Origin of the sequence: Spirillospora sp. NPDC052242, assembly GCF_040679555.1 — a bacterium.
Lineage (GTDB): Bacteria > Actinomycetota > Actinomycetes > Streptosporangiales > Streptosporangiaceae > Spirillospora.
The window spans coordinates 111,677-125,980 of record NZ_JBFAUZ010000026.1; the positions used below are offsets into that span (position 1 = coordinate 111,677).

General features: G+C 74.4%; 13 protein-coding genes. 5 read left to right on the forward strand and 8 right to left on the reverse strand.

Annotated elements, in window-relative coordinates; genetic code table 11:
* Nucleotides 1-77: 77 nt before the first annotated feature.
* Complete coding sequence (locus tag AB0L25_RS22250) at nucleotides 78-737, forward strand: thiaminase II/PqqC family protein (protein WP_500174545.1); 660 nt, start codon at nucleotides 78-80, stop codon at nucleotides 735-737.
* A gap of 3 nt (nucleotides 738-740) precedes the next feature.
* Here AB0L25_RS22250 and AB0L25_RS22255 read toward each other — a convergent pair whose 3' ends face one another.
* Together AB0L25_RS22255 and AB0L25_RS22260 are read right to left on the reverse strand one after the other, a co-directional pair.
* Entirely contained in the window at nucleotides 741-1,643 is a 903-nt protein-coding gene (locus tag AB0L25_RS22255; RefSeq protein ID WP_500174562.1) for a serine/threonine-protein kinase, read from the reverse strand.
* 72 nt (nucleotides 1,644-1,715) lie between these two features.
* Nucleotides 1,716-2,654, reverse strand: coding sequence for an aldo/keto reductase (locus AB0L25_RS22260; protein ID WP_500174546.1), 939 nt, complete (start codon nucleotides 2,652-2,654; stop codon nucleotides 1,716-1,718).
* 178 nt (nucleotides 2,655-2,832) lie between these two features.
* Between AB0L25_RS22260 and AB0L25_RS22265 the strand changes: the two genes are divergently transcribed.
* On the forward strand, nucleotides 2,833-3,600 hold the full coding sequence (locus AB0L25_RS22265) for a hypothetical protein (protein ID WP_500174547.1): 768 nt from the start codon (nucleotides 2,833-2,835) through the stop codon (nucleotides 3,598-3,600).
* A gap of 1,058 nt (nucleotides 3,601-4,658) precedes the next feature.
* On the opposite strand, the gene AB0L25_RS22270 is transcribed toward AB0L25_RS22265, so the two are convergent.
* Complete coding sequence (locus tag AB0L25_RS22270; RefSeq protein ID WP_500174548.1) at nucleotides 4,659-5,870, reverse strand: hypothetical protein; 1,212 nt, start codon at nucleotides 5,868-5,870, stop codon at nucleotides 4,659-4,661.
* Between the two features lie 234 nt (nucleotides 5,871-6,104).
* A complete protein-coding gene (locus AB0L25_RS22275) occupies nucleotides 6,105-7,058 on the reverse strand; it encodes a hypothetical protein (protein WP_500174549.1) in 954 nt (317 codons plus the stop codon).
* Nucleotides 7,059-7,322: 264 nt separating this feature from the next.
* On the opposite strand from AB0L25_RS22275, the gene AB0L25_RS22280 reads away from it, so the two are divergent.
* A complete protein-coding gene (locus tag AB0L25_RS22280; RefSeq protein WP_026402102.1) occupies nucleotides 7,323-7,535 on the forward strand; it encodes a helix-turn-helix domain-containing protein in 213 nt (70 codons plus the stop codon).
* A 118-nt stretch (nucleotides 7,536-7,653) separates the two neighbouring features.
* Here the strand turns inward: AB0L25_RS22280 and AB0L25_RS22285 are convergent, their stop codons facing one another.
* From AB0L25_RS22285 to AB0L25_RS22300, 4 genes are all read right to left on the reverse strand, one after another.
* Nucleotides 7,654-8,916 (reverse strand): DUF2786 domain-containing protein, encoded by a 1,263-nt coding sequence (locus tag AB0L25_RS22285; protein WP_500174550.1) that lies wholly within the window; start codon nucleotides 8,914-8,916, stop codon nucleotides 7,654-7,656.
* A gap of 162 nt (nucleotides 8,917-9,078) precedes the next feature.
* Nucleotides 9,079-9,357: a hypothetical protein gene (locus AB0L25_RS22290; RefSeq protein ID WP_500174551.1), complete on the reverse strand. Its 279-nt coding sequence runs from the start codon at nucleotides 9,355-9,357 to the stop codon at nucleotides 9,079-9,081.
* A 112-nt stretch (nucleotides 9,358-9,469) separates the two neighbouring features.
* Nucleotides 9,470-10,597, reverse strand: a complete 1,128-nt coding sequence (locus tag AB0L25_RS22295) for a winged helix DNA-binding domain-containing protein (protein ID WP_500174552.1) — start codon at nucleotides 10,595-10,597, stop codon at nucleotides 9,470-9,472.
* 10 nt (nucleotides 10,598-10,607) lie between these two features.
* Nucleotides 10,608-11,540, reverse strand: a complete 933-nt coding sequence (locus AB0L25_RS22300; protein ID WP_500174553.1) for a LysR family transcriptional regulator — start codon at nucleotides 11,538-11,540, stop codon at nucleotides 10,608-10,610.
* A gap of 162 nt (nucleotides 11,541-11,702) precedes the next feature.
* On the opposite strand from AB0L25_RS22300, the gene AB0L25_RS22305 reads away from it, so the two are divergent.
* Entirely contained in the window at nucleotides 11,703-13,295 is a 1,593-nt protein-coding gene (locus AB0L25_RS22305; protein ID WP_500174554.1) for an MFS transporter, read from the forward strand.
* Between the two features lie 352 nt (nucleotides 13,296-13,647).
* Nucleotides 13,648-14,211: a hypothetical protein gene (locus AB0L25_RS22310; protein WP_500174555.1), complete on the forward strand. Its 564-nt coding sequence runs from the start codon at nucleotides 13,648-13,650 to the stop codon at nucleotides 14,209-14,211.
* Nucleotides 14,212-14,304: the final 93 nt, after the last annotated feature.

Consider the following 14,304-nt stretch of genomic DNA (forward strand, 5'->3'; position numbering starts at 1 on the left):
TCGTATCCAGGTGATCACATGGGCCAATCCGGGCCCGGCGCGTTGACGGACGGCCCGACGGGTGCTCACGTGGGGTCATGAGCGACCGTGAGGCGGCCGGACTGGTCGCGCGCGCCCGCGCCGAGATCGGGGCCGCCGCGGGCGGCAACCGCTTCCTCGATCTCCTTGAAACGGGCGACTTGCCCCGAGAACGCCTGGTCTGGCTGGCCGTCGAGGAGTATCGCATCGTGCGCAGCGATCGGCGTAGTTTCGCCCTCCTCGCTGCACGCCATCCCGATCCGCCCTCAGGCGACCTTTTCCTGGAGCTGGCGCAGGGAGAAGGGCACGCGCTGGGCCTGCTGGACGACTTCGCCGCGGCGCTCGGCGAAAGTGAGAAGAATCTCAACGCCCGGGATCCTCTTCCGTTCGCCCAGGCCTACCCCGCCCACCTCGCGCAGCGGGCGGCCTTCGGCACGGCCACCGAGGTCGCACTGGCGATGCTGGTCAATCTGGAGGAGTGGGGCGGCTACTGCGCGCGCACCGCCCGCGCCCTGCGGGCCTGCTACGGCTTCACCGAGCAGGCGGTCGCGTTCTTCTCCTTCTTCGCGGAGCCGCCGCCCGGCTTCGGCGAGCGGGCCCTGGCCGTCGTGGCGGCGGGACTGGACGCGGGCGACGACCCCGTCGAGGCCGTCCGCTGCGCGCGCCTCGTGCACGCCTACGAGACGGCCTTCTGGGACGCGCTCGCCGAAGGGCTCTGACCCTTACGGGGACGGTTCCCGGAGCGTGGGCAGCTCGGCGGTGACCTCCCGGAGCGTCTGCTCGGTCGCGCCGATCAGCTCCTCGACGCCCGAGGGCAGCCATTCCACGCCGTAGTGGGCGTCCAGGAGCGTGGAGAACGCGGTGAGGACCTGGTCCGGTGACGGGCGGTCGTCCGGCAGCTTGCTGAGGCAGCGCGTCACCACGCCCCGCATCGGGTCGGGCAGCCTGCTGAGATCGGGGATGCCGTGCACGATCCGCCCGCGCACCTTGCGCCCGCTCCCGAAGGGAGCCGAACCGGTCGCCGCGAAGACGAGCGTCGACCCCAGCGCGAACACGTCGCTGCGCGGCGTCACGGGCTCGCCGAGCGCCTGCTCGGGGGACATGTACGCGGGCGTCCCCATGACCTCCGTGCGCGAGAGCGGGACGGCCCCCAGCGGCCGCGCGATGCCGAAGTCGATCACGCGGGGGCCGTCCGACGCCAGCAGCACGTTGGACGGCTTGAGGTCACGGTGCACGATCCCCGCGTCGTGGATCGCGATGAGCGCCTCCGCCAGCCCGGCCCCGAGCCGGCACGCGGCCCGCTCCGGCAGCGGCCCCTTCTCCAGCACCGCCTTCGCGAGGCTCACCCCGCGGATGTACTGCGTCGCCAGCCACGGCCGGTCGGCGTCGGGATCCGCGTCGACGACGGCCGCCGTGTAGAACCCGCTCACCGACCGCGCCGACGTCACCTCCCGGCGGAACCGCGCGCGCCATTTCGGGTCGTCCAGCAGCTCGTCTCGGATGACCTTCACGGCGACCGCCCGGCGGCTCTGCGACGTCGCGAGGAACACCTCGCCCATCCCGCCCGAACCGAGCGGCGCGACGACGCGGTAGGGGCCGATCATCTCTGGGGGTGCTGGCTGCATCGACACGTTTCCGATCTTGGTGGGCGCGCTTCATCGTGCCATGAACCGGAAGGCGCCCCGTCGGCGTGCCGCTCAGGTCCAGGGAAGCGCGCTCCGGTCGGCCCAGTAGCGCTCCGGCGGGACGCTCAGGTCCGCGAGCACCTCCAGCTCCCGTTCGTCCAGGGAGACGCCCATCGCCTGCAGGTTGGCCTCGAGCTGCGCGGGGCTGACCGCGCCGATCAGCACCGTCCCCGCCCAGGGACGGCTCAGCGCCGCCGCGATGGCGAGGGCGTCCGGCTCCACGCGGTTCTCGAAGGCGACCCTCCGCGCCGCGAACGGCGGGCGCAGCGCCAGCTTCCCGTTCGCCATCACCTCCTTGAGGATCACGTGCAGGCCCTCCGCGTGGGCCTCCCGCAGCGCGTCCTCCGCCGAGGTCTCCAGGATGTTCCACGTCGACTGGACGGTGCTGAAGAGACGCTGCCCGGACACCTCCAGGGCCATGGCGCGCCGGATGGTCTCGCCCTGCTCCGGCCCCGACGTCGAGAACCCCACGCGGATCCCGTCGGAGGCGGCCTCCGCGATGGCCGCCTGAAGCCGGACGTCCTTGAACAGAGGGCTGTCCATGGTGAGCGAATGCACCTGGTAGACGGACAGATGGTCGTCCAGGAGTTCCCGGGTCTCCGCGTACTGGGAGCGGTACCGCTGCAGACTGTGCTCCTTGCGTTCGTGCACCGGCGCCTCGATGTCCCAGTCGCCGACGTACGCGTAGCCCCATTTGCTCGAGACGGTCACATTTCTGGGCGCCCTGTCCTCGAGCCACCCGCCCAGGAACTCCTCCGCCCTGCCATACGACCTGGCCGTGTCGATCCAGCGGATGCCCGCCGCGTAGGCGGCGTCCAGAAGGTCCCAGGTGGCCCGGCGGAGGTCGTCCACGCCCCGGTGCAACGGCAACTCCTCCGCGCGGCCCACGTTGATGTACGCCGGCCGCCCCACCGCCGCCAGCCCGATTCCCAGCCGTCTCGTCGAGTTCATGCCCTTACCTTTGCACGCTCTAGGCCCTTCCCAAGCACATGGACCAATGAAATGACCACCAATAACCGAAATGGGAGAAACGTTCTTTCGAAGTTATCCACAGGCCCGTGTTCCGTGCACGGCCGCCGGACGCGAAAGCGAAGGTGGAAGCCGACAGCCCAAGGACGAAAGGCCCGCCATGCCCGCCCATTACGGCACCCACCAGTTCGCCCGATACCTCGGAATCTCCCGCTGGCAGATGCGCGTCGGCCGGGAGCACGGAGTCCTTCCCGAACCCGACCTGGACGGCGAACGCTGGTCGGCCGGCCTCGCCGAGAAATGCAGGGACCGCGGCGACCGGGTCGTCGCCGCCTTCGGCGCGGACCCGCCGATCGGCTCCACCCGCGCGGCCGCCCGCCTCGCCGCCCGCGTCCGCCTCGACGTGGAACGCCGCGACGTCGAGGTCCTCGCGGCCCGCGGCGACCTGACCGTCATCAGCAGCTTCCGCGGCCACCCGGTCTACCTCCTCCGCGACCTCGACGCACTCGACGCCGAGGCCGTCCGGGAGGTGGTCGCGGCCCGCAAGGGCCCCCTCCTCGACAGCGTCGACGCCGGCGGCGCCGCGACGATCCTCGCCTGGCCACGCAAGACCTTCGACCGGATGGCCGAGGAACGCGGCCTCGAACGCGACCGGCTGGGCCGCTTCGCCCTCCGCGACGTCCACGCCCTCGCCGACGACCCCGACCTCACCCGCCGGATCCTCGCCGAGAAACGCGACCTGGCCCTGGCGAGATCCCGCCGGGCCGAGGCCCGCGTCGAGGACGCCGCCCGCGCCTGGCTCGCACGCTGCGACGCCTACCTCAACCGCACCGTCCAAGAACCACCGGACACGGCCGTCCTCCGAAGGGCCCTCCGCGCCCTCCGAACCCTCAGAGCCGAAGCCGAAGCCCCCCTCCCCGACCCCTGACCCACCCCGCCCCCCGGCCCGCCCCGTCCGCCCGGCGCCCCAACCCGCAACCCCAACCCCGCCCCGCCTGCATCCAGCCACCGAGCCCACGGACGAAGCCCCAACCGCCCGCACTCCAACACCACGCACACCCCGTGCCGCGCAAACCGGCCGCCAGGACGCCGGGGGCTGCGCACGCCTACCGCCCGTGCACGCCTACCGCCCGCGTACACCCGGCGCCAGGGACGCCCGGCGCCAGGGGCTGGGGCTGCGAACGTCCGGCGCTAGGGATGTTCGGGGCTGCGGACGTCCGCCGCACGCACACCCGAAGTCAGGGGCGCCGGGGCCGCGCACGCCCACTGCCGCGGACGCCCGGCGCCAGGGAGGCCCGCCGCCAGGGACGCTTGGGGCTGCGGACACCGTCCGCCGCGCACACCCACCGCTGCGGATGCCTGGGGCTGCAGATGCCTGGGGCTGCGGATGCCTGGGGCGGCTCGTGCCCTCGTCGCCGTGTGCGCTTTGCGGTCGTGCGGGGGCAGGGCCGCCGTCCGGGGCTGGGCGCCGTCCGGGCTGGGGAGCCGTTCGAGGCTGGGGCCGTCCGTATTGGGGTGGCGTTCGGGCCGTTGGCCGTTCGCGCTGATTTGCGCCGGGGCCGGTTCGGCGGCCGGGTTGGGGGCCGATCGCGTTGGGGTGCCGATCGCGTCGGGTTGGGGTTCGAAATCGACCCGGCCGCCCCACGCCGCCGGGCTTTCGAGCTGGGCGCCTCCGGCCCGGTGGCACGGAACCGGCCGGCAGCGCCGTCCGGCAGCGTCGGCGCACGATGCCCGCGCACGGCGGTGGCGGGGGCGCCGCCTTCCTCCGGTGTGGGCTGGCGCGCCGGGGGCAGAAGCCGGGGGCGTCCGGGGCGCGTTGCCGCCAGCTCCGCGTTCGCGGTTGGTTCGGACCGTGGTTCTGCGGGCGTGCGGGTGTGGGGCCGAGGCGGCGGACTACATGTCACCGGCGGTGGGCTGGTGGCGTTGTGTCCGGGGTCGGCCGCGGGTCAGGCGTCGGTGTGGTAGCGGCCCGTGGCTGGGGTGGCTTCAGGCGCGGCGGGCGGTGGAGCGGCGGGTGGGGCGTCGGCGGACGGGCGGGGGTGTGACGGCGGCGTAGAGGAGGTCGTGGGCCTGGACCCTGGACATCGTCGGCAGGTGGGCGGGCAGGGTGGCGTCCGTGGGAGGGACGGCCACCACGCCGTCGGCGGTGACGGTCGCGCGGTCGCCGGTCCAGGGGCCCATCAGGACCGCGGACACCCCGCCTCGATGGACGTTCAGGAGAGTGTGGATCCGGTCGGTTTCGCCCGCGCAGTCGGCGATGAGGAGCAGTCGGGGGACGGGGGGCCTGCCGGCGTTCCGGCGGATCGTCAGTTCGGTTTCGAGATACGCCAGGGCGGCGTCGAGATTTCCGGGGATGAACAGTTCGGAAATGTCGTCGTCGAGGAGTTCGTCTTCGTCGAGGCCGAACATGCGGGTGACGTCCGGGCGGGGGATCACGACCAGGGACGGGCGTTGCGTTCCGAGGGCGGCGAGGGCCATCACGCGGGCCGTGGCCAGGGCTCCCGGGCCCGCGAGTCCCACGGCGCCGATGGTGAACGGGTCGAGCGGCGGCCTGCAGCGGAGCGCGGACGGGGGAGGCGGCTTGGGCGGTTCGGGGGAGGAGGCGCGGCGTCGCAGCGGGTAGCAGATGGCCGCGATGGTCGGGAGAAGCAAGAGGAGCAGAGCCGTTGCCACCGTGGTGGTCGCGACGTCGGATCGGGCGGCCGGTGGACGCTCCTTCCGGTTCGGGTGCTCCGGCGACGTGGCGCTTGCCGTGTTGTTAAGGGCGCGTTGGGGCGGGTTCAGGGCGGCCTCGAATGTTGGGGGGTGGGGGAGGCTGGTCTGTGGGATGTGGTCGGTCATGGAATGCGGTTGGTTTCGGTGTTCGTCGGTGGCGTGAGCCAGGGCCGGGGAGTCCGGGTGGAGGGGGGTGTTCCGGTCGGGCTCCTGGCCCTTGCGCTTCGAATGCTTCGCCCTGGCGGGAGGCTGGGGGCATAGGGGGAGCTCGTCGCCGTGGCGGTCGTTCTTGTGGACGGCGGTGAACGCGGTGCGGTCGGCGGCGGGGACGTGGCGGCGGGGGCGCGGTTCGCCGGGGGACGTCGCCTCCGCCGTCGCCGGGGCGCCGATGGAGATGACGCCGGCCGCCGCCGTGCAGCCCAGCGCCCCGCATGCGGAGCGGCACAGGCCGCCGACCACGGCGGCGAGTCTGAGGTCTGCCACGAAACGGTTCATGTTCGCCCCGGGGGATCGCCTTGGTCGCCGTCGGGACCCGATGGTAGCCAGAGCGACTACGGAGCGTTGACTTTTGGTCACATTAAGGCTGTGGGGGTGAAGATCATTTTTCGTGCGGCCCGGTGCGCTGCCTGGTGATTTCGCGTGATTTGCGGGCCGGATTTACGTGACCGTGCGGTGCTCCCACCGTGCAGTGGGAGCCACACATCTCGAACCGTCGGGTCAGGCGGCCGTGGGCAGGGGCGGGTCGGCGGGCGAGCTGATCACGTCGTAGAGGCCGAGTGGGATCTGGTCGCCCCAGAGCCAGTCGTTGACGGTGCCGTCGTGCTCCTCGGGCGGGCCGACGGTCAGCAGGCGGGAGGTGAGCGGGGTGAGCGTCACCTGGAACGGGCTCGGGGACGTCAGGTGGACCCGGCGGCCGGAGCCCCAGAAGTCGCCGAAGTCCGCTTCGGTGAGGTGGACGTCGCGGTCGATCGTGCGGGAGCGGTGGGCGGGGCCGGTGGCGAGCCAGGACCAGTGGTCGGTCAGGAGCCGGCGGGCCGTGCTGCGCAGGACGTTCAGCGCCGCGAGGTCGTGCGGGCAGGCCACGCCGGCGATCTGGAGCTCGGGCAGCCCGAACCGGCGGAGGCCGCGGGTGCGGAGGCGGACGCACGAGCAGCCGTTGACGCCCTCGGGGTCCCGTTCGGGATCGGGGGCGGTGCAGCGGCCGTTCGCGCGGAAGGGCGGCAGGACGTCGCCGAGCCACTGGTCGGCGAGGACGAAGCGCGCCCGTTCGGCGCCGGGGGCGAGGATGTGGCCGGTGACGAGGTCGGCGGCGACGCCGCCGACGGCCTCGGCGACGGCGCGGGCGGCGGCCCGGGCGACCTGGGACGCGCGCGGCTGGTCGGTGATCGGCGCGGCGGCGGTGACGAGCGCGAACTCCTCGGCGTCGTGGAAGGCCCACTCGGCCCGCCGGTCCTCGGGACGGACGGACGTGACGCGCAGCGGGTTCCAGCGCATCGCGGTCACGTGGTCGCGGGCGAGGTCGAGGGCGGGGGAGCCGACGCGCCCGGCGATGTGCGCGTCGTAGGGACCGGCGGACGCGCGCAGCAGGAGGTTCGCGAGGTCGTGCGGGACGTGCTCGGCGGCGACGGCGAACCGGGACACGGTGGTCGCGGGGACGGGAAACGTGATCATGCGGGTCTCCTTCCGTGGTGACGGGCCCAGCTTGGGCCGCCGTGACGGTCCGGCGCGGCGGAAGCGCGGGCTGTGGATAACCGAGGGGTCGGGATCCGGTCACGACACGCCGTTCACCACGGAAAAGACCAGCTTCGGCCGAATTCGCGGCGATTCGTGCGGCATCGCGGGCGTAATTGGGGGGAATGTGTACGTTGTGTAGATCAACACAGCTGTGAGCTGCGGGGACGGACCCGCCGCCCAGCCGTCGAACAGGAGGTCCCCGTGACCCGAACGCTGTCGAGGGGCACCCGAGTCACCGGTGCCGAACGCACGCAGCTGGCCAAGGAGCTCGCTCCGCGGTACGCGGCCGGCGAGAGCATCCGGGACCTGGCGGCCGAGACGGGCCGGTCGTACGGGTTCATCTACAACGTCCTGAAGGAGGCGGGCGTCCCGCTGCGCGGCCGCGGCGGCAACACCCGGCGCAAGAAGGGCTGAACCGCTCCCTGCCCGTGACCGATCCCGACGAGCACATACCGACGAACACAGAGGCGAGCACATGAACGGACGTCCCCCTCGCCCCCCGGGGGGACCCCGTGCGCAGCGGGGCCGCGCCCTACGTGCGGCGATGCGCCCCGACGACCTCCGAGCGGCCGTTGAGGCTCGCGAGGTCCGCGGCCGCCCGTCCGGCCGCCCAGCCCTCGAGGTTGGACACCGAACCCGCCCGTCCCATGGCCAGGTTCGGGAACAGCGTCTCGACCGCCCGGTCGACGGCCGCCCCGCGCGCCGCCAGCACGGGAAGCGGATCCCGCCCGCCGGCGCCCCGCTCGGCCGCGACCCGTTCCGCCGCGCCGTCGGCCGCGCCCCGCAGCCGTTCCCCGATCCGCGCCGCGTAGGCGTTGAGGAACGCGTGCCGGAACGACCGGGTTCTTGAGCGGCCTCGCGCGTCGCGCCGCGGGCCCGCCTGGACCATCGCCGACGTCGCCTGCACCAGCAGGGACGTGAACAGCATCTCCACCGCCGCGAGGTCGGCGGGATAGCCCAGCACCGTGGAGAACCCGAGTTCGCGGTGCCACACGGCCCGGCAGTGATTGGCGTCCGCCACCACCGTCAGCAGGACGGCCTTGGGTGCGTCGTACGGGTTGTCGACGGGCACACGGCATCCGGCGGGCGCGGCCACGTCGTCCGACTCGGCGTCCAGAAGGGCGTGGTCGATGCTGTGGCGGGCGATGAGCTCCTGGGCGCGCGCGCTGAGCGCCTCGGCCTCTTCGGGGAACTCCGTCGATTCGGCCTTCGCGAGCAGCGCCCGGACGCGTCCGAGCATCCGCTGGTCGACGTCGCGCGCGCGGTGCCGGGGGACGTCCTTGGGCGCGGCCCCCGGCGGCGGCCCGATCCGAGCGAGCCGGGGCAGGCCCTCCAGGAGGTGGACGAGCTCGGCGGCGCAGCGCACGAAGGTCGCGCGGTCGGCCTCCTCGCGCGCGCACCAGCCGTCCGCGTGGTCCGCGTCGTCGCCCCACCAGACCCGGGCGTCGAGGTCGGCGAGCTGCTGCCGCCAGCGCTCGTCCACGGTGGCGGCGGAGTAGGCGCGCATCTCGGCGGCGATCGCGTCGGTCGCGAGCCGCGCGTGCCGGGCGGAGCGGCGGCGCGCCGTGTAGCGGACGACGTCGGCGGGCTGCCAGCCGCGTTCCCAGGCGGTCGCGACGGCCCGGTGCAGCCGCGCGGCGAGGCGGCGGTCGGCGGTGCGGGCGTCCGGGTGCGCGGCGAGCGCGGACGCCCGCTCCCGGAACGCGCCGGCGTCGCCGTGCGACAGGGCGGCCAATGCGGCGTCGACCAGTTCCGCGGTCTCGCCGTCCCGTGGCGGTCGCCACGTATCGCGCACCTGCCGCTCCCGTCTCGTGAGGCCGTTCCGTCGAGGACAGGAGGCATACTGCCACGTCCCCTGCCCGGCCCGGGCGGCGACGCGTCGGCGTGCGCGCCGTGCGGGGGCGGTGCCCGCGACGTCGCCGTCGGCGACGGCCCGGTCGGACTCCCCGGGCCGCCGTCAGCGGCCGTCGGCGGCGGGGTGCGGGTCCCGCATCTCCTCGACGACGACGCTCTGGTAGGCGCGGGAGGTGTCGGGGACGTAGCTCAGACGGGCGAGGGCCCGGCCGGCTTCGTCGCGGATCTCGAAGTGGTAGTGCTCCGGGGTGTCACCGACGTGCGCGACGGCTTGGTCGTGCCGGAGCCGGCACATGGTGTCGACCTTCTCCAGCGCCACCTCCAGGGTCCCCGCGTCGCTGATGAGCCGGGCCGGCTCGCTCGTCTCCCAGATCTCGAACATGGTCGCGTCCTGTCGGCGGTGTGTCGGAAGGAACGTGCGGGTCATTCCAGACGTCGGGAGACAGCTTGCGCCGAAATGGTGGATCTTTCAATCATTACAGATCTCAGATCGATCACCATTCGGAGTCGTCCGCCCCCGTAGCGTCATTCGGGACGACGGTGACGGCGGTCTCCCGCGCCGCCGGTTCGGCGAACCGCAGCAGCGCCTCGCCCTCCGCCGCCAGCGCGTCGACGGCCTCCGGCGGCAGCGGCTCGAACGGGCGGAGCCGCAGCGTGGCGACCCTGCGCTTGTACTCGGTCTCCCAGACGCCGCGCGCGAACCCGTCCCACAGGAACACGGCCCGCACGCGGAGGTTCTTCGTGGTGAGGAGCGGGCGGTGCGCGTCGGCGATGATCCTGCGCCGGTCCGCGTGCGCCAGGACGAGCGAGTCGAACTCGGGCAGGAAACGCGGCGGCGCCGGGACGTCCGGTTCCGGCCGCGGGGCGTCGGGGAGGTCGAACAGCTCGCGGCCCGCGTCGTCGGCGAACACGCGCAGCCGCGGCCGCAGCCGGTCGAACACCTCCCCGAGCGCGGACAGCCCCGACCAGGTCTGCGCGTCGGCCGCCGATGCGGGCCCGAACGCCGCCAGGTAGCGCAGCATCAGCGCGTCCACGGCCGGTTCGGCGGCGGGCGGGGAGCCGAGCCAGGAGTCGGCGAGCGCGAACGCGGACGCGCGCGGGAAGCCCCACCGGTCGTCCGTCGGCACCATGACCAGCGGGACGCACATCCGGACGGTGTGGCCGAGCGCCCGTTCGTTGACCTCCGGGAACTGCTCCTGGAGCAGCGCGCGGATCTCGTTGAACGTCCGCGGCCGTTCCCGGAGCAGCCCGCGCGCGGCGTCGGCCGTCGCGCCGACGTCGAGGCCCTCGGCGCGGCTTCCGAGGACCCGCAGGCCGCCGTCCAGCATCGGCTGGAGCGTCGTGCGGAAGGCGGTGTAGTCCGGCGCCGTCATCAGGTGGAGCGTCGCGCGCATCACGGTCGCCCGGACGAGCGAGCGGTCGTGCAGGGCCGCGTGGAGTTCGGACGCCTCGAAGCCGTCGAGGCGCGACCAGAGGCCGAGGAAGGGCGGCTTGGGCTCCTGCGCCTGCAAGCCGAGCAGTCTCCCGACGGCCTCCGCGACGGGCGTCCGCTCGCGCGCCAGGAGCAACTGCCGGGCCAGGGCGGCCCGGTTGAGGGCGCGGATCCCGAGGGTCTTCGTCACCGCGCCGAGCCTACTCCCGGCCCCCGGTCCCGGCGGGGCCCGCGACGACCACGCGCAGCGCCGCCCGGACGCGCTCCCGCAGCCACGCGTGGGCGGGATCGGCGTCGTAGCGGGCGTGCCACGCCAGGGACAGGACGAGCGGAGGCAGCTCCAGCGGGATCGGCACCCACGCGAGCCCGAGGCCCTCCACGAGGGGCCGGTGCAGCCGTTCGGCGGCGAAGCCCACGAGGTCGCTCTCCCGGACGACGAGCAGCGACGCGGCGACCGTCGGGACGGTCGCCGCCGTGCGCCGCGCGAGCCCGGCCTCCGCGAGGCGCTCGTCCATGGGGCCGGTCAGCCGGCCGCGCCGCGTGTTGACGACGTGGGCGGCGGACGCCCACTCGGCGAGCGTCGGCGCCCGTCCGGCCAGCGGGTGGCCCGGCCGGACGACCGACGCGAACCGGTCCTCGAGCAGCGGCTCGACGCGCGTGCCGGGGGCGGCGCCGTCGATCACCCCGACCTCCAGGTCGATCTCCGCGCGGCGCAGCAGGTGGGCGTCCCGGGGTCCTTCGCCGAGGAACCGGAGCGTGACGCCGGGGGCCTCCGCGGCGACCCGCTCGAGCAGGGGCCCGGCCAGCACGCTGATGGTGCCGTCCTCCGCCTGGAGCGTGAACGTCCGGGTGAGCGCGGCCGGATCGAAGTCGTCCCCGCCCGCGAACACCCGGTGGGCGCGCTGCACGAGTTCGTGGACCTCGGCGCGGACGGCGAGGGCGCGCGGCGTGGGGACCATGCCGCGGCCCGAGCGGACGAGGACGGGGTCGCCGAGCGCCTTGCGGATGCGGCCGAGCGTCCGGCTCATCGCCGGGCCCGACAGGTGCAGGCGTTCGGCCGCCCCGGTGACGCTGCCCTCCTCCAGGAGGGCGTCGAGCGCCACGAGCAGGTTGAGGTCAAGTCTGGATTGCACGCGGTGCACTCCTCGGCTGCCAAAGATGCATTTGAAAGCAAGTATCACCGACCTTACGTTGGTGAATCGCGGAGGCGGCGCGCGCGGCCAGGATCCCCCTCCGCGTCCCCGACGAGATCAGGCGCGGCGTCACCGCGCCTCTTCACCGACCCCGGAGGTCCCATGACGTCCGACGCCGCCCGCGACGCCGCGCCGATCCGGCCCGCGCCGCCCCACCGCCCCGAGGCGCCCCGCCCCGGACCGGACGCGCGCCGCGGAATGACGGCGCTGATGTGCGGATGCGTCGTCCTGGTCGTGGCGATGGTCGCCGCGATCAACCTGTCCCTGCCGGCCCTGTCGGCGGGGGCGCTCGCCCCCTCGTCCACCGAGCTGCTGTGGATCGTCGACTCCTACGTCCTGGTGTTCGGCTGCCTGCTGATCCCCGCCGGCGCCCTCGGCGACAGGTACGGCCGCAAGGGCGTCCTGCTCGCGGGGCTCGGCGTCTTCGCCGCGGGCTGCCTGCTGTCGGCGGCCGCGACCGGCGTGCCGGTCCTGCTCGCCGGCCGCCTGGTCGGCGGGGCGGGCGCCGCCCTGATCATGCCCGCGTCCCTGTCGCTGCTGGTCCAGGCGACGCCGCCCGCCGGACGGGCCCGCGCCGTCGCGGCCTGGACGGCCGCGACGGGCGTCGCGGGCGCCGTCGGGAACATCGCCGGGGGCGCGGTCCTGCAGTGGCTGCCCTGGCAGGCGCTCTTCCTGGCGGGTGCCCCGGTCGCCCTCGTCCTGGCGCTCCTGGCCGCCCGGTTCGCGCCGCGCGGCGAGCGGCATCCGGCAGCGCTCGACGCGCCCGGTGTGGTCCTGCTCACCGTCGCCCTGTTCGCGCTGCTGTTCGCCGTGATCGAGGGGCCCGTGCGCGGCTGGACGTCCGCGCCGGTGCTCGGCGGGTTCGCCTGTGCGGCCGTCCTGGTCCCGGCGTTCGCGGCGCACGCCCTGCGGACGGGCGATCCGGTGCTGGACCCGCGCCTGTTCGCCATCGCGCCGGTGCGCGGCGGCGTCCTGGGCATCGGCCTGGCGTTCTTCGGCCTGTTCGCGCTGTTCTTCGTCAACGCCCAGTACCTGCAGTACGCGAAGGGGTACTCCCCGCTGCTCACGGGGGTGGCGATCGCCCCGCTCGTGGTCGGGATGGTGGTGATGTCGCGGCGGAGCGTCGGACTGACCGAGCGCTTCGGCACCCGTCCCATGGCCGCGTCGGGCCTGTTCGCCATCGCGGGGGCGCTGGTCCTGCTGTCGTTCGCCGACGCGTCCACGCCCTACGTGCTGTACGCGCTCGTCCTCGTACTCATGTCGCTCGGCATGGGGGCGTGCGTGCCGCCGCTGTCGATCCTCGTCATGGCGTCGCTGCCGCCCGCCCGCGCCGGTCTCGGGTCCGGACTGAACGGCGCCGCGAGGGAGATCGGCAGCGCGCTCGGCGTGGCCGTCCTCGGCACCGTCCTGACCGGCCGGCTCGCGGACGGCCTGCCGGGATCCGGCGGCGGGGGAGCGCGCTCGGTCGGCGAGGCGCTGGGCGCCGTCGACGCGGCGGGCGGCGGGGCGGCGGCGCACGCGCGGGTGATCGAGGCGTTCACGGGCGGGCTGTCCGCCGGGTACCGGGTGGTCGCCGTCGTGGTGTGCGTCCTCGCGGTCCTGGCGGTGCGGGGCCTGCCCGGACGGCGGCGGGGCGGGGACGGGCGCCGCCCGGGGCACTCGACGACCCGAGCGGAGCGCGTCCGGCACGAGTGAGATAAGTCTCAGGGGGTTCGGCGACGGCGGCGCGCGGTGGGTTCGGCGGCCCGGATCGGGCGGGAAGTGCAACGTCAGGCGGTGCGTCGCCGGGGCCGGGCCGTCGGCTCCGGCTCCGGCCGGGTCCGGTCCCGGGTCGACCGGCGTTCGCCGCATCGGTGCTGGTCAGGCCGTTACGGGAGCCCGGGAAACGGCAGGTCGGGTGATCGGGAACGAGCGGCGGGCGGGAAGGTTACGGGCTGATATACCGTAAAATGCACGTGCATCGGCTCTTGCACATGCACGCCATTGCTAGCAGGATTGCCCCGGACCCCCGCACGTGAACTCGCCGGAGATCGCGATGACCGCACACTTGAGCGACAGTGACCGACAGGCGCTGCGGCTGGCCCAGGATCTCCGCGAGGAGATGCGGGCCGCGCTCCCGCAGCTGCCGGCCGACCCGTCGGTTTCCCCCTTCGTCGACCCGGGCGGGACGCCCAGCGTCCTCCTGCGGATGGACGCCGACACGGCGCGCGCGCTGATGGCCGTCCTGGCCGAGCGCCGCACGGCGCCGGCGGGGGAGCAGCCGGCCGAGCCGCGCCGGGCCGACGGTTCCCACGTGCCGCCGCCCGCGCCCCCGCAGGGCGTGCAGGCCGCTCCGGCGCAGCCCCCCGTGGCCGCCGCCGGCGTGCCGTTCGGTGAGCCGTCCTTCGGGATGAGCGCCGCGCCCTACGGGCAGCCCGCGTTCGCCGAGGCGCCCTACGCGCAGGCCCCCTACGGGGAGGCGCCGTACGGCGAGGCCCCCTACGCCGAAGCCCCCTACGCGCAGGCCCCCTACGCCCAGGCCCCCATGGCGGGGCAGGACACGGGCGGGCACATGACGATCGGCGGGACCGGCCCGACGCCGCTCGTGCCGTCGGCCTACCCGACGCGCTGACCCCCCGGCCCGGGCCGATCGGGAGGGCGAGCAGGGCGGCGAACGCCGCACCGCCCAGGATCGCGACGGGGAACGGCAGCCCGGAGTGCAGGG